Raw genomic sequence first — 15,263 nt, 5'->3', positions numbered from 1 at the left:
AGAAGCCCCGGCCATACGGCCGGGGCTTCTGCGTTTTTGACAGCCGGTTAATTAATACGTCGGGCTTGATGTCCGTACGCTCACCGGCTGCTGAATAAACTCCAGCAGGTCGCGCGTCAGCCGGTCTTTCTCGGTGAAGAACAGACCATGCGGAGCGCCGTCGTACACGATGTAGTGCGCCGTGGGCAGGGCCTGAGCCGTCCGCTCGCCCGAAGCCTCAATCGGCACGGTCTTGTCGGAATCACCGTGAACGATCAGCGCCGGTACGTTGATGGTAGCCAGGTCATCGCGGAAATCCGTTTCGGCAAACGCATGGGCGCAGTCGATGGTCGCTTTGGGCGAAGCCAGATACGCCCGCATGAAGTCACCGTCCAGATGCGCCTGGCTGACCGGGTGGCTGATCAGGTTAACCCCATAAAACTGCTTGCCAAACGTTTGCAGGAAATCAGCGCGGTCTTTGTTAAGATTCGTGATGATTTCATCAAACACGTCCTTGTCGACGCCATCCGGATTATCGTTCGTCTTGAGCAGATACGGCGTAACGGCACTGATGAAGGCCACTTTGGCAACCCGGGCACCCCCGTGTCGGCTCATGTACCGGGCCACTTCACCCCCGCCCATGGAAAAGCCAACCAACGTAACGTTCTGCAGGTCAAGTTCATCCAGAACCGCTTTCAAATCGTCGGCCAGGGTATCGTAGTCGTAGCCGGCCCAGGGTTTCGACGACTTACCGAAACCACGTCGATCATAGGCAATGCAGCGCAGGTTGTGCTTGGGCAGCTCGGTCATCTGGTAGTCCCACATTTCGTGGCTCAGCGGCCAGCCGTGAATCAGCACCACGGGATCGCCCTGGCCCCAGTCCTGGTAGTAGAGATTGACGGGATGTCCGGCACGGTCGGTGCCTGCTTTAATGTAACTCATAACATTGATTGGTTTTTGTGAACGTAGTAACTACGATTTCCAACTCCCTATAGATGTAATAGTTCTTAAAAACCGAGTCAACAGCCAACTTCCCATTCATGAGCGCACGGTTCGCGCTACTTTAGTTTCGACCTTATCTTTACCCCATGAAACCGACTATACTTTCCCGGCTGACCGATCAGCCCGACGCCCTTGATCACCTGCTGTTTGGCCTGACAGAATCTCAAATCCGCCAGCGCCCTCAGCCCGAGAAATGGTCAATTTTTGAAAACCTGGCTCACCTCGGTCGGTATCAGGAAGTGTTTTCGGAGCGGATCAGGCAGATTCAGGAAGAAGACACCCCCACCTTCGAGCGGTACGTGGCTGATGAGGACGCCGGGTTTGGCGAGTGGACCCAGCTTTCGGTCTTGTCGCTGGTAGAACGGCTCCGGGGCGAACGGGCCGTCCTGAACGCTTTCCTGAGTATCCTGCGCGAAGAACAACTGACCCGAACGGGCATTCATCCGGTATACGGAGCCATGACGGCCGAGGGGTGGGCGGAATTTTTTCTGCTGCACGAAGCACACCACTTCTTTACGATCCTGAAACTGGGCGGCTCCCTGCGCTCGCTGGGCGAACCGATGGGCCTTTATCTGCTTCCGGCCGACTGATCAAAATCAGGTTACTGCCTAACGTGACTCATGCCCGGGGCGGCCGGGCATGCCTTGTTTTGTGTATCCAAATAACACAACAACATGGCAACGATCACGCATTCGACCGCAACCTACACCAGCAACACCCAGACCGGGTGGCTTACTGCCTATAACCAGTTCATCGAAAAAGCTGAATTTAACCGCATTGGCTGGGCCGCTACCGTACTGACCATTCAGGGCTGTGTGCTGTCTCCGGCTCTGTTGCTGATCATGGCCTATTTCGGCGGGGGCGACTGGCAGTTTCTGGTCGGTAACCTGAGTTTTCTGATGGTGCTGATTCCTATACTGGCGGCTCAGCCGGTCAAGTACATTTTTCCGGCCTTCGCCCTCAGCCTGCTTCTACACGCAGCACTGATTCTCGTCAACCTTTTGTACTGATAACCCACCCCGGCGGCTGGACAAGGCCAGTTGCCGGGGTGCCGGTTCCAACCCCCTTAATCCTATGAAAACGATCGTCCTGGCTACCGACTTTTCGGCCAATGCCACCAATGCTGCCCGCTACGCCGTCCGGCTCGCCCGCGACTGGCAGGCTACCCTTGTGCTGCTGCACGCCTATCATTACCCACCCGAGAATCCGATCAAGGCGGGCGATTTTCCGCTGAGCGTACGGTCGATTCGGGAGCAAAGCGAGAAAGCCATGAAGCAGCTGGGAGCCGATCTGCATGCCTATGCCGGCGGTCCGGTAAGCATTCAGTACGTATTGAAAGAAGGATTTACCCTGCCCTCCATTCAGCAAACGATCCGGAACATGCAGGCCGACCTGCTGATTATGTCGACGGTCGGGACGGCTCCTCAAAGTGCTCAGTTGTTCGGCAGCATTGCCACCGATATGATCCCGCTGACCAGTGTGCCCCTGCTGCTGATTCCCCCCGGCGTAACGTATGCGCCCGTGAAAAACATTGTGCTGGGTGTTGACCTGGACACCCCGCCCGATGTGATTGCCTTCGATGCGGCCATTCGACTGGTAGGGGGTCTGGGCGCGGTGGTGAACATACTGTGTATCAATGACCGACCCGAAGCGCCTGCCATCCGCGAACGGGCCCTCAACATCCGGCACCTGCTGCGCGACGTACCGCATACGCTGACTATCCAGGCTGGTGATGAAATTTTTGACGCCCTGCTCGGCTTTGCCCAGGCCAGTAAAGCGGATTTGATTATGATGCTGCCACAGGTACACGGCTGGTTTGCCCGGCTCTTCAGCGAAGGCAACACGCAACGGGTAGCCCGCCTGACCGACATCCCACTGCTGGCCGTGGCCTGACCTTCCTCGCTTCGGGTTTATAACGTATTGACCCAACGCTTTCCGTAACGCCAACAGCCCCGCCTAACCGGGGCTGTCGCTATAAACACCTTCTTCGGTCATCATTCATGAAAACGGCCCTGTGTATCACCAACTGCTCCGGCGAGTCGCCCCAGCGGTTACACGAATACTGGTCCTCAACTGAGGAACCCGTGCGACTTACGGTTGTGCATCCATACGACCTTGATTCCGACCAACCGCTGACCAAAGAAACCGCCCGAACAGCCAAACAACAGGCCGAATCCCGGCTCCGGCAATGGGCCAACGAACTGCTGAACAGCGGATTGGGCGACCTGCGGACCGAAACCCTGCTGGCCGACTTTTACCTGGCGCTCCAACTCCACCTCATCATCCGGAAATACGACTACCTGCTGGTGATTGATCAGCAGCCGGTTTTGTCGCTTGCTTTACTGGCGGTAGTGAATCAAACCCAGACTCAGGTTCGCTGCCTTACAACTCCGGCCGGCACGTTCCGGGATAGTCAGCCTGGTTGTGTTGCCCTGCTTCCACCGGCCGTTTTTGCCGTAGCGTGTTAACCTGTTATTCAGCCCCTGACCAAAAAAGCCGACGATACGTCGGCTTTTTTGGTCAGGGGCTGGGTTAAGCTCAGCACATTGATGCGTGGGTAATGCCTTCCAGCTGGCGGCCTTCGTGGAAGCTCAGTTTATTCAGCAGACTGCGGGCAATCTGGCAAAGGGCTTCTTCGGTCAGGAATCCCTGGTGGGCCGTCAACAGTACGCGCGGATGGCTGCGGAGCCGGTTCAACAAGTCATCGCCAACCCCTTCCAGCGACCAGTCCCGGCCAAACCAGTTGGCTTCCTGCTCATACACATCAGCACCATAGCCAGCCAGCCGACCCTGGTTTAAGGCTGTTAGCACGGCATCTGTATCCACTATCTTACCCCGACTGGTGTTGATCAGGATTGCCGTCGGCTTCATGGCTGCCAGGGCGTCGGCATCGATCATGTTCTTCGTTGTTTCGTTCAGTGGACAGTGCAGGGCCAGCACGTCGGATTGGGTCAGCAGCTCATTCATCGACACGTACTGAACCCCCAGTCGCATGAGCTGAGCGCCGGGCCTGATGTCGTAGGCAATGACCCGGCAGCCAAATCCAAGCATAATCTGGCAGAACGCACGGCCGATATGCCCCGTACCGACTACGCCGACCGTTTTGCCGTGCAGCTCCGTACCTACCAGTCCGTTAATTGTGAAATTTCCGGCCTCAACGCGTTTGCTAGCCTCGGTCAGGTGGCGCATGAGTCCCAGCACCAGCGTTACCGCCTGCTCGGCCACGGCAAAAGGAGAATAGTCGGGGACGTTGATGACGGTCAGGCCCAATTGCTCAGCGGTTTCCAGATCCACATTATCCAGCCCGGCGCACCGCATGGCGACAATACTGACCCCGGCCTCTTTGAGGGCTTTCAGCGTCGGCTTCGAGAGGTTGTCCTGAACAAAGGCGCAAACCGCCTGGTGCCCACTGGCCAGCTCGGCGTGGAAGGTCGTAAGGGGCTCGTCAAAAAAGCTGATCTGATGATGCCCCCGGTACTGCTCGAACCAGGGCCGTTCGTAGGCTTTGGTGTTAAAAAAGGCGATTCGCATACGTGTTGTCCGTTTTTGATCAGGACAAAACTGCCACCTTTCTACCCGCCGGACTATGATCTGTATCAGCCCATAACCTGATTCGGCTTCACTTCGGACAACGGCTCGTCCGACCCCAGGGACAGATACCGCATGGCCGGCGTCGACCCCGTTTGTACTACCTGCGTAATACTCACCGTCCGGACGCCGTTGGGCAACCTCACGACGTAGTCCTGCTGCGGATCGCCGATACCGGCCGTCTGGTGAAAGCCGAATACGTCGTCGGGGGTAAAGTGTGGCTGCGCTTTCAAAAAATCAGCGAACCACGTTTTGCGAAGGGCGGCCGTATCGGCGTCGTACAGGGTAACCGACGACCAGACGTGGGGCAAATGGCCGGGCATATCGCGCAGGTAAATCTGCTGGCCGTTCCAGCGCAGCTCATGAACCAGCAGTTCTTCCAACTGCCGTTGCACAACCACGAGCGTAAACGGCTCGATTCCTTCAAAATTATACCCATCCGCAAACCGGCGTGGCTCACCGAAGTCAAAAAAGTCCAGCACCACCAGGCCCCGGCTCCGTCGGTACGGCGGCTCGTGTTTGTGCTTTTCGAAGGCCCCATTGAGCAGACAAAGCGTAACATCGGCCGAAGCCGCCACCCAGGTTCCGCCCCCGAGCGGATCTTTGGGAAACGTAACGGTTCGCCCGCCAATCACATACGACTGAGCGGGAATCGCCCGGGGGCGGCTATGATGTTCATCCCGATTGGTGGTTAACACAAACCCATCGGGCAGCGGCAGGAGGGTAACGACGCACATACGTTGGTTAAGTTGTTTACAACAATACCCCCTGGAAGACTTCGTCCAGCTTTGAGACGGGCTTGATATGAATTTTAAAACTGCTGGTTTCCAACCCTTTCAGGTTGTAGCGCGATACGTAAATCTGCTTGAAACCCAGTTTCTCGGCTTCGGCAATGCGCGAATCAATGCGGCTGACGGCCCGCACTTCGCCCCCCAGCCCCACTTCGCCCGCGAATGCTACCGACGGCGGAATGGCAATATCCTCGTAGCTGGACACGATGGCCGCGCAAACGGCCAGATCGATAGCCGGGTCTTCGACTTTCAGGCCACCGGCTACGTTCAGGAACACGTCCTGCTGTCCGAGCCGGAACCCGCCCCGCTTTTCGAGTACGGCCAGCAGCATCTGAAGCCGCTTGGCATCGAAGCCCGTGCTGCTCCGCTGAGGGGTTCCGTAGGTGGCCACACTGACCAGCGCCTGAAGTTCAATCATCAGTGGCCGGTTGCCTTCCAGCATCGACCCGATAGACACACCACTCAGGGCTTCGTCGCGCTGCGAAATCAGGATCTCCGACGGGTTCGTTACCTGCCGCAGTCCGGAGCCCAACATTTCATAAATCCCCAGTTCGGAGGTGCTGCCGAAGCGGTTCTTGGTGGTCCGCAGAATCCGGTAGGTTGTGTGGCGGTCACCCTCAAACGTCAGCACCGTATCGACCATGTGTTCCAGTACTTTCGGACCGGCCAGCGAGCCTTCTTTGGTAATATGCCCGATCATGAACACCGGCGTACCGCTTTCCTTGGCGTATTTCATGAACTCGGCCGTGCACTCCCGCACCTGCGACACACTCCCCGCTCCCGATTCGACCAGCGACGACTGCATGGTCTGGATGGAGTCGATAATCAGCACCTCCGGTTCAAAGTGCTCGACGACGCGAAAAATACTCTGCGTCGAGGTTTCGGTCATGATGTGGCAATCGGACGTTGGCGCGTCCAGCCGTTCGGCCCGCATTTTGATCTGCTGTTCACTTTCCTCCCCTGATACGTAGAGGACCCGCATTCCGGCGAGGCTCAGGGCGATCTGAAGCAGCAGGGTCGATTTACCGATTCCCGGCTCCCCCCCAATCAGGACCAGCGAACCGGGAACGATGCCTCCGCCGAGCACCCGGTTCAGTTCGCCATCGGTTGTCGTCAGCCGGGGTTGTTCTTCGTAGTTGATCGCGTGAAGCGCTTTGGGTTTGGGAGCCGTTTTGATGCCCCCCGGACCGGACGATGGATTTCGCCAGCCTCCTTTCTCCGGTTCGTCTTTCTGAACCAGCTCTTCAACGAAGGTATTCCACTCCCCGCAAGAGGGGCAGCGTCCCAGCCATTTGGCCGACTGGTGGCCACAATTCTGACAAAAATAGGTGGTTTTTAGCTTGGCCATTGAGAGTACACAATACGGTATAAGATACGAAAACTAACGGAATTTACCAAGCCGTTAAACCTTCGCAGGCTATACCCATCCAATCGCAGCTAACGCCAACGTCGGGCGGTAGTGATGACAACAACGCCGTTCCATCAAAATAAGTTGAGGGGATATACCGGCACGGCGGATGTGGCGTTTACACCATCGGGCCGTTACAACAACGCCTGCTCAAATCGAGTTCTCGTTAAACTACATACAACCAACCAATGAAAAAAATCCTGCTTTTCGTCGCCCTGGCCGCTCTACCTGCTGTTTCGTTCGCCCAGGAGAGTTCATTTCAAATAGGAATCAAAGGCGGAGTGAATCTGTCGAGACTCAGCTTCGGTGATTTTGTCAACACGGGTACCAATGCCAACGGTTCACCCAACGTCAGTGTCGATGGCCAGACATTCCGCGATAATCTGAAGGCCAGCCTCGACAGCAAGACCGGTACGTCGTTCGGGATTTACACGCGCTTTGGTCGCAACCTATTCCTGCAGCCCGAACTGCTTTATTCAACGAAGGCCGGTTCATTCGACATCGTCCGCACGGACAACAACGGGCAGACGTATTCCGAGCGCGTTACGGTCAAAACCACCAGCTTCGACGTACCGGTGCTGCTGGGTTTAAAGGGTGGCCCCCTGCGGGTGGTAGCCGGTCCGATTATCTCGTTCCGGATCGACGATAACCAGCGGCTGGGCGAAGCCGTTCGTCAGTACACGAATGGTACGCTGAACGACGCCTGGGCCAATGCCTACTACGGGTATCAGGTTGGGGGCGGACTGGATATCGGGTCGTTCGGCCTCGATGTCCGTTATGAAGGTAACCTTTCCGACATCGCCCAGATCGAAGATAGTGGAGCCAAGTTTGGCCAGAAGTTCAAATCCTGGCAGATTACCCTGGCGTACAGGTTGTTTTAAGGAGGAAGGGGAGAAAAGAAGGAGTAAAAACTTACGCGAAGTCTTCCCCTTTTTCCTTTCCTCCCCTTTCTCCATCAATTAAAAACAAACCGTTGCTGTCCATCCCTACGGGAGTTGCAGCAACGGTTGTCCGTTCAATTAACCCACTAAATTATGCGAAATGATTGACGTATCCGGCCTTACGTCAGGCCGTTACTACGTCAATTATTTAGTTAAACAGCGTCTGCCAGTAGCGGCTCAGCTGCTGCGAAATCTCTTTCATCCGACGCCGTGAGATAGCGACTTCCCGGCCATCGGCCAGACGTACCTGACGATCTTTGGTGAAAACGCCCCGCTGTACATACGCCAGGTTCACGATGTATGACTTGTGGATCCGCAGGAACATAGCCGGATCGAGCGTTTTTTCAAACTCCTTCAGCGTTTTTGACACCAGATACCGCTTCCGGTCGCGAGTGAAGAGGAAGGTGTAATTTCCTTCTCCCTGCAGACACAGCACGTCGTCGACGACGATGAATATAGTACGGTTCAAATACGGCAAGGCAATACGGTGCGAACCGCGCTGGTAAGAGGCCGGGAAATGAGGCACTATAGCAAGCGGCTGGATAGTTGAAGAAAGGTTGGCTTCCATGCTGAAAAAGTTTTGGTTCGGTATTTTGTTGTTCGATTGATGTGACAAAACTACCCACCTTGCCGTTTGCTCAAAAAAGAAGCCTGATTAACAAGCGACGCACTTTTGCGATAACGGCTTGTTAATCAGGCGTTTAGTGTGCACTGATTGGTGAATCTTCGGGTGTAAGTACCCTGCTGATTACGTAAAACTACGCAGTGTGGTATAGCGGCTACCTACTGTGTCATTTTACGGGAATAAACCCTCATTTTCTCAATTAACTCACGGCCACCGGCTGGAACTCCCGGATCCGATCCATGAACATCTGGGCGCGCCGGCGAGAAATCTTCACCTGCTGACCGTCCGTCAGTTCTAGTTCTCCTTCTTTCTTTACGTAAAACTTACGGACAAAGCCAAGATTAACGATACACGATTTATGTACCCGTACGAATGCCTGTCCATCCAGCAATGTTTCGTACTCTTTCAGTGTGCGGGAAACCAGCATCTTGGTTCCGTCTTTGAGAAAGAAATTGGTGTAATTACCCGATCCTTCCAACCGTACAATTTCATCCACCGAAACGGTACGTTTGCGGTCATAAAAAGGAATCAGGAGTTTCTGAAGGCAAGAGGAATCGGCATTTTTTTCCACACTTTTGTGGAACGGCATGGACATAGGGTCGAAAATCGAGTCGTTTGCGAATGTTTTCATAGCTGAATTGAGTGAGGTCTGTTTGACGACAGTTTAAGTTTGACAATCAATTACTTATCCTTCTGACATGACTGCTTATGCCGCTAAATCAATCATGTACTACATCATCTTACCCCGCAACAATCAGACCTTACTCCACATTCGTTCCCTTCTTATACGTTACAAGCCTGTAAGTTCCTTGTCTTCATACTTCTTTTACCGTTTAATCACTACCGGTTAATCTGAGCGTATGAAAATAAGGTGGTGATTTTTTTACGCGATAGTGGGTAAGAAAGACCGCACCCCCTTTCATGTGTTTCTCCGGAAAGCCACGATCCGCCCAGATGTGTTATCTTTGCAGCAGTCGCGATTAAATCGGGTGCGGTATGCTGGACAAAGTCAAAGAAATTTACCAGGAAATAGAACAATTCAACGTAGCGTCTAAAGATCAGCTGGAGCAGTTCAGGCTCCGGTTCGTTGGGCGCAAAGGCGTCATTACTGAATTATTTGAAGGACTTAAGAACGTACCTCAGGAAGACCGGCGGGCCGTGGGTCAGGAACTGAACGGCCTGAAAAACTTCGCCCTTGAGCGCTTTGAGGCCTTTACCAGAACCATCGACGAACAGCAGTCGGCGGCCGACAGCACTCCGCCTGTCGATCTGACCCTGCCGACCGTACCAAACCTGACCGGTACGCAGCACCCGCTGACCCTTGTGCGGCAGCGGATCATCCAGATTTTTGAACGGATTGGATTTAACGTAGCCGACGGGCCTGAAATCGAAACGGACTGGTACAATTTCGGGGCGCTTAACTTCCCCGACAACCACCCCGCCCGCGACATGCAGGATACGTTCTTTGTCGAGAAGAAATCGGCAACGGGGCAGGATTCGGCCGACGACGTACTGCTGCGGACGCACACCTCCAACGTCCAGATCCGGCTGATGGAACGACACAGCAAGGCAGACACCTTCCGGCCTATCCGCTCAATTATGCCGGGTCGGGTGTACCGCAATGAAACCATTTCGGCGCGGGCGCACTGCCTGTTCCACCAGGTCGAAGGCCTGTACATCGACCGGAACGTGGGGTTCAAAGACCTCAAGGATACGCTCTATCACTTCGTGAAAGAGATGTTCAATAAAGATACCCGCATCCGGTTCCGTCCGTCGTATTTCCCCTTTACCGAACCCAGCGCCGAGATTGACATCTCCTGCCAGATCTGCGGAGGTTCGGGCTGTAACATCTGTAAACACTCGGGCTGGGTCGAAATTGCCGGTTCCGGCATGGTCGATCCGCAGGTGCTGGCCAACTGCGGCATCGATCCGGAAGAGTACACCGGTTTCGCCTTCGGAATGGGAGTCGAACGCATTACCCAGCTTAAATACGTCGTCAACGACCTCCGTCTGTACACCGAAAACGACGTTCGCTTCCTGCGCCAGTTTGAAGGATTATAAAAAAAGGGAGGAGAGGAGAAAGGGGAGGAAAGGAGAAGGGAAACCAGATACCGGCTATCCCTCTACTCCCCTTCCTCCTCTCCTCCCTTTCCTCCTCTCCTCCCTTCCTCCTTTCCCCCTATGTCCCCCATTCGTCTGTCCGATTTAGCGTTTACGCTTGAAGCCGTGGTTGATCAGCAATTCGGTGGGAAAGCCGTGTGGGTGGTGGCCGAAACGAGCGACATCAAAAATTACCCCGACCGGAACTACTGCTTTCTTACCCTGGTGGAACGGGAAACCGGCTCGGCTGGTCAGCAGGAAACGCTGGCGAAGCTGGAAGCCTGCATCTGGCGCAGAAACTACCATACGATCCGTGAGTTTGAAACCGCTACCGGCGTTGCCTTTGCCCGCAACATCAAGCTGTTGCTGCTGGTATCAGTCGGTTTCAACCCGGTTTATGGCCTGCGGCTTGAAATCCTGAAAATTGACCCTTCCTACACACTGGGTAACCTGGAGCGGGAACGCCAGGCGGTGCTGGATGCCCTGCTGCGCGACCACCCGGACCTGATCTGGCAGGAAGCCGGCCAGTACATCACGGCAAACCAGTTGCTGCCCCGACCGACCGTCATGCAGCGGCTGGCCCTGATTACGGCCCCTAATTCGGACGGTTGGCGCGATTTCCGCCACGAGCTGCAAACGAACCCGTTTGGCTATGCTTTTCAGGTAGATGAGTACCTGACGCAGGTACAGGGACAGGGGGCTGAAAAGGCTATCTGTGATCAGCTGCAACGGATTCAGAACAGCGCCATTCCCTACGATGCGGTTATCATGGTACGCGGGGGTGGCTCGCAGCTCGATTTTGGCTCGTTCGATACGTACCAGTTGGGGCATACCGTTGCCGGTTTTGGCATTCCGGTTCTGGCCGGTATCGGCCACGAGCGAAACGTCAGCATCACCGATCTGCTGTGTCACCAGAGTGTTAAAACGCCCACCAAAGCGGCTGCGTTTCTGATTGAGCATAACCGGCGGTTTGAAGAAGGCTGCCTGCATCTGGGCGACCGGCTGACGGGAGCCGTTCGGGACGCCCTGCAGAACGCCCGCGAACGCCTTGATAGCGACACGGAGCGGTTCAGGTTCGTTCTGCACACGTATTTCCGCGACCGCCACAGCGAACTCACCGAAAAAGCCGTGACCATTCGGCATCTCGATCCGTCCAATGTGTTAAAACGCGGGTACGCCCTGTTGCTGCGCAACGGCCGGATCATCACGAAGGCGGCCGATCTTCAGCCCGGCGACAATGCCCAACTACAGTTAAGCGATGGACTGCTGGACGTGATCGTTAGCCAACCGGCTGATGATCTGCCCGCATCCAGCCAACCGACGACGTGACCAATTTGACTCACATGACCTATCAGGAAGCCTACGATCAGCTGACAACCTTGATCGACGACATTGAAAGTGAAGCCGTTCCGCTCGACGAGCTGCCCGCCCGGATCCGGCTGGCAACCGAGCTGATCGCCTTCTGCCAGAGCCGGCTGCGCGACGTCGAAGCCGAATACCGGGATGCCGTTGAGCGCCTGCCTAAACGATGAAAACGATAATTTTACGGTATGCTGATATGGGACTTGTAACAAACCTTACCTAACTTTATCGCTCAGGGTGTCTGAGCCGTTGACGAGGAACGTGTTGTACGTATAGAGACCCATGTTAGCCTGACTGAGAATACATAATATGAATTTATTCCCCACATTTAACGAAGTACTGAATTCGGACGTGCTGTCACGACTGGCCTTGTACGTTGACGAGCCGACCGAAAAAACCCGCAAAGCCGTTGATGCTCTGGTGTATACCATCATCGGCGGCCTGATGAAACGGACTACCACCGAAATTGGCGTTAATCAGTTATATAATCATATCCAGAAAGGGCATTACGACGGTTCACTCACCGACAATCTGGTGCAGGTACTCAATGACCCTTCCCGTACCAATTCGCTGATCACCCAGGGCAACGACGTGATCAGTCACCTGCTGCCGGCCATGAAAAGCTCGATCGGCAGCATGATTTCAAGTTATGCCGGTATCCGCAACTCATCGGCCATTTCGCTGCTCGGTCTGACAACGACGGTCGTGCTGCACGTACTGGGCAAACAGGTACGGGAGCGGAAACTGGACGCCGATTCGCTGGCAGCGTCCCTGTTCGAGCAGCGTGAAGCGTTCGTAAACATCGTACCGGAGGATTTGATGCCCCGGCTCGTGGATAAAGTGGGTATCCATCAGGTAGTTGCCGGCATTGCGGCACCGGCCCGCCGGACGGTTACCGAACCCGCAGCCCGCCCAACGTCTACGGTAACGCAGTCGGTACCCGCTTCACGTCCGACGTCGACCGCCACTCGCCCGGCCATCACCTACGAACCCGCCGGCGAATCGGATGACAACGGCTCGCTTGTCAAATGGGCAGTTGGGGGCCTGATTGCCGCCGTCGTCATTGCCGGGGGCTACTACATCTATCAGAACACCCAGAACTACTCAAACGGCAACGGACTCACCGACGAAACCGTTGTGACCAGCGATACGGTACAGGCCGATACGGTGGCCCGGTCGCTGGCCGTACCGGTTGACTCAGCCGCCCGCCTGACCACTCCGCCAAGGGCTGCTTCGGCCGTAACACCGACCGCAGCGGCCGGGCCTGCCTCCGGAACCCTGAGCCAGCAGCTGACGCCTTACCTGGGCAATGCAGCGCTGCCCAAAGGCCGGGTATTCCCCCTGTCGGGGGTTGCGTTCCAGCCGGGTTCGCTGACAATGACGCCGGGCTCTGAAACGGCCGTTACGGAACTGGCTACGCTGCTGAAGACGTATCCAAACCTGCAAATTCAGCTCATCGGCTACGCCAACGATGCCCGGGGCGACCTGACCAACAAAGCTTTATCGTTCAAGCGGGTTAATCAGATCAAGCAGCAGCTCGTGTCGTCGGGCATCAATTACATCCGGATCGACGCCATCGGACGAGGAACGGGCCGGGTTCGCAGCGACAGTGCCTCGCTCAACAAACCAGCCCTCCGCAAAATCGACATGAGGGTGGTCGTTAAATAAGCGAACCAGCTACCAAACGACTATTGACTGAGTGGCCAAAACAACTCGGTCCCTTACCGGTTGAGTATGGGATAACCCAATTACTCACTAGGTATGACGACAGAAGTTGGAAAAACGGCCCTGATTACCGGCGCAACCAGCGGTATTGGTAAAGAACTGGCCACTCTTTTTGCCAAGGACGGATACAATCTGATTCTGGTAGCCCGCCAGGAAGACAAACTACATGAAGTGGCCGAGCAGTTCCGGCAGCAGTACGGCACCAGCAACATCACCGTTGTTGAAAGCGACCTGTCCAAATCCGAATCACCACAGCAGGTGTACGACGAGGTGAAGCGGCAGGGACTGACCGTGAACGTACTGGTTAACAACGCGGGTATTGGCGAACACGGCAAATTTGCCACCGAAACGGATCTGCAGAAAGAACTGGGAATCATTCAGCTGAACATTGCCTCCGTGGTACAGCTTACCAAACTGTTTACCAAAGAGATGGTGGAGCGCAACGAGGGTAAAATCCTGATGCTGGGCTCCATTGCCTCGGTGCTGCCCAATCCGCTGATGGCTGTATACGGTGCCACCAAGTCGTTTATCTACTCGTTTTCAGAAGCACTGCGGAATGAACTGAAGGATACGAACGTAACGGTGACGGTGCTGATGCCGGGGGCTACCGATACGGATTTCTTCAACAAAGCGGGGGCTATGAACACCAAAGCCCAGGAGCAGGCCCGGTCAACCAATCCGGCCGACGTAGCCAAAACGGGTTACGAAGCGCTGATGGCCGGCAAAGACAAGGTAGTCCATGGTTTGATGAATAAAGTGCAGGTGGCCGGTGGCTACGTACTGCCCGATCAGGTCGTAACGTCCAACGTTCGGAAGCTGATGGAAGATAAAGACTCATCCCAGAAGCAGGAAGACGAAAAAACGTCGGCACTGGCGCTGGGGATTGGTATTGCCAGCGTGGTGGTGGCGGGCATCGTTATCGCTGCCATGTACCGCAACACCAGCCCCTACGACCGCGCACGCTACCGGTACAAAGCCGGCAAGGCACTGGGGTCGGTAAAAAACGCGGTGGCGTCGGTAGGTGATTCGGCGAACGGCGCCTACCACAATGCCAAGGCAGACGTTGAACAGGCGCTCGTGTAGGCGTTAGCTCTATTCTGAAACGGCCGATGCCCTGATGGACATCGGCCGTTTTTCATACGTTCTTACCGGGAAACTTCTCAAATACCTTCCCGACGGCCTCGCCGATCTGCTGCGGGTTTACGCTCCGGCGGTTCAGCACACTCGATACGGCCGCATCCCAGATGAGCGCGTTTTTCTGCGCATCGACAACGTGCAGATTTACGGTACCCTCCTGGTACGTCCCGACGGGCACCTCCTGACTCCGCCACGAGTACCGGCGCTGTCCCACGTAGATGGGCGCTTCGTAGATGGTCGTCTGACGCGTCTGGGTTTTCTCCTTCACCACTGCCCCCAGGTTTACCAGCAGGTCCGGGTTGTCGGTCGTCTGCTGATACCCCCGTCGTTTCAGTTCGGCAGTAACGGCCTGCTTGATCTGCTCCATAGCCGCCTGGTACGTATCCCGCGGGGTAGCTTCAATCCGATTGGTATCAACAAAGGCAAACGTCTGGTACGACGACCACGACGCATTCGAATCGGCCTGGTTCCTGACAATCCGATAGGGTGAACAACTGGCAATCAACAGCCAGCAACCAATCACAATAAGGGCTTTCATGCTTTTCATACCGTTTTTATACTTAACAAATTTGTCGTGGATATAGGTCCTAAATGTTCCTGAACAG

17 protein-coding genes are annotated in these 15,263 nt (G+C 55.4%); 10 read left to right on the top strand and 7 right to left on the bottom strand.

The features are described from left to right. Positions 1-51 precede the first annotated feature (51 nt). Entirely contained in the window at positions 52-921 is an 870-nt protein-coding gene (locus tag DYU11_RS19410) for an alpha/beta fold hydrolase (RefSeq protein ID WP_119669359.1), read from the bottom strand. A 146-nt stretch (positions 922-1,067) separates the two neighbouring features. Between DYU11_RS19410 and DYU11_RS19405 the strand changes: the two genes are divergently transcribed. From DYU11_RS19405 to DYU11_RS19390, 4 genes are all read left to right on the top strand, one after another. Then, complete coding sequence (locus DYU11_RS19405; RefSeq protein WP_119669358.1) at positions 1,068-1,571, top strand: DinB family protein; 504 nt, start codon at positions 1,068-1,070, stop codon at positions 1,569-1,571. A gap of 84 nt (positions 1,572-1,655) precedes the next feature. Beyond that, positions 1,656-1,991: a hypothetical protein gene (locus DYU11_RS19400; protein WP_119669357.1), complete on the top strand. Its 336-nt coding sequence runs from the start codon at positions 1,656-1,658 to the stop codon at positions 1,989-1,991. Between the two features lie 64 nt (positions 1,992-2,055). Continuing rightward, positions 2,056-2,874: a universal stress protein gene (locus tag DYU11_RS19395; RefSeq protein ID WP_119669356.1), complete on the top strand. Its 819-nt coding sequence runs from the start codon at positions 2,056-2,058 to the stop codon at positions 2,872-2,874. A 107-nt stretch (positions 2,875-2,981) separates the two neighbouring features. Further along, entirely contained in the window at positions 2,982-3,449 is a 468-nt protein-coding gene (locus tag DYU11_RS19390; protein ID WP_119669355.1) for a hypothetical protein, read from the top strand. Positions 3,450-3,519: 70 nt separating this feature from the next. Here the strand turns inward: DYU11_RS19390 and DYU11_RS19385 are convergent, their stop codons facing one another. The 3 genes from DYU11_RS19385 to radA form a co-directional block, all read right to left on the bottom strand. Next, complete coding sequence (locus tag DYU11_RS19385) at positions 3,520-4,512, bottom strand: 2-hydroxyacid dehydrogenase (protein WP_119669354.1); 993 nt, start codon at positions 4,510-4,512, stop codon at positions 3,520-3,522. A gap of 65 nt (positions 4,513-4,577) precedes the next feature. Next, a complete protein-coding gene (locus tag DYU11_RS19380; RefSeq protein ID WP_119669353.1) occupies positions 4,578-5,306 on the bottom strand; it encodes an NRDE family protein in 729 nt (242 codons plus the stop codon). Positions 5,307-5,322: 16 nt separating this feature from the next. Beyond that, on the bottom strand, positions 5,323-6,708 hold the full coding sequence (radA, locus tag DYU11_RS19375; protein ID WP_119669352.1) for a DNA repair protein RadA: 1,386 nt from the start codon (positions 6,706-6,708) through the stop codon (positions 5,323-5,325). A 248-nt stretch (positions 6,709-6,956) separates the two neighbouring features. Here radA and DYU11_RS19370 point away from each other — a divergent pair, with 248 nt between their 5' ends. After that, positions 6,957-7,649 carry a porin family protein gene (locus tag DYU11_RS19370; protein WP_119669351.1) on the top strand — a complete coding sequence of 231 codons (693 nt, stop codon included), beginning with the start codon at positions 6,957-6,959 and terminating at the stop codon, positions 7,647-7,649. A gap of 208 nt (positions 7,650-7,857) precedes the next feature. On the opposite strand, the gene DYU11_RS19365 is transcribed toward DYU11_RS19370, so the two are convergent. Then, complete coding sequence (locus tag DYU11_RS19365; RefSeq protein WP_119669350.1) at positions 7,858-8,277, bottom strand: LytR/AlgR family response regulator transcription factor; 420 nt, start codon at positions 8,275-8,277, stop codon at positions 7,858-7,860. A 256-nt stretch (positions 8,278-8,533) separates the two neighbouring features. Next, positions 8,534-8,965, bottom strand: coding sequence for a LytR/AlgR family response regulator transcription factor (locus DYU11_RS19360; protein ID WP_119669349.1), 432 nt, complete (start codon positions 8,963-8,965; stop codon positions 8,534-8,536). 365 nt (positions 8,966-9,330) lie between these two features. Here DYU11_RS19360 and pheS point away from each other — a divergent pair, with 365 nt between their 5' ends. The 5 genes from pheS to DYU11_RS19335 all read left to right on the top strand — a co-directional run bounded on the left by pheS (position 9,331) and on the right by DYU11_RS19335 (position 14,604). After that, positions 9,331-10,395 (top strand): phenylalanine--tRNA ligase subunit alpha, encoded by a 1,065-nt coding sequence (pheS, locus tag DYU11_RS19355; protein WP_119669348.1) that lies wholly within the window; start codon positions 9,331-9,333, stop codon positions 10,393-10,395. A 120-nt stretch (positions 10,396-10,515) separates the two neighbouring features. Continuing rightward, the gene (locus tag DYU11_RS19350; protein ID WP_119669347.1) at positions 10,516-11,763 is read left to right on the top strand and encodes an exodeoxyribonuclease VII large subunit; all 1,248 of its coding nucleotides are present in this window, start codon (positions 10,516-10,518) and stop codon (positions 11,761-11,763) included. Then, complete coding sequence (gene xseB, locus DYU11_RS19345) at positions 11,760-11,966, top strand: exodeoxyribonuclease VII small subunit (RefSeq protein ID WP_229365934.1); 207 nt, start codon at positions 11,760-11,762, stop codon at positions 11,964-11,966. The genes DYU11_RS19350 and xseB overlap by 4 nt, the downstream gene beginning before the upstream one ends. A 139-nt stretch (positions 11,967-12,105) precedes the next feature. Next, entirely contained in the window at positions 12,106-13,464 is a 1,359-nt protein-coding gene (locus tag DYU11_RS19340; protein WP_119669345.1) for an OmpA family protein, read from the top strand. Between the two features lie 93 nt (positions 13,465-13,557). Next, positions 13,558-14,604 (top strand): SDR family NAD(P)-dependent oxidoreductase, encoded by a 1,047-nt coding sequence (locus tag DYU11_RS19335; protein WP_119669344.1) that lies wholly within the window; start codon positions 13,558-13,560, stop codon positions 14,602-14,604. 52 nt (positions 14,605-14,656) lie between these two features. On the opposite strand, the gene DYU11_RS19330 is transcribed toward DYU11_RS19335, so the two are convergent. Beyond that, complete coding sequence (locus tag DYU11_RS19330; protein WP_229365932.1) at positions 14,657-15,196, bottom strand: DUF4136 domain-containing protein; 540 nt, start codon at positions 15,194-15,196, stop codon at positions 14,657-14,659. Positions 15,197-15,263: the final 67 nt, after the last annotated feature.

The organism is Fibrisoma montanum (assembly GCF_003583365.1).
Lineage (GTDB): Bacteria > Bacteroidota > Bacteroidia > Cytophagales > Spirosomataceae > Fibrisoma > Fibrisoma montanum.
Note: the sequence above shows the minus strand (reverse complement) of the source record. Positions and strands in the feature narration are given on the sequence as shown.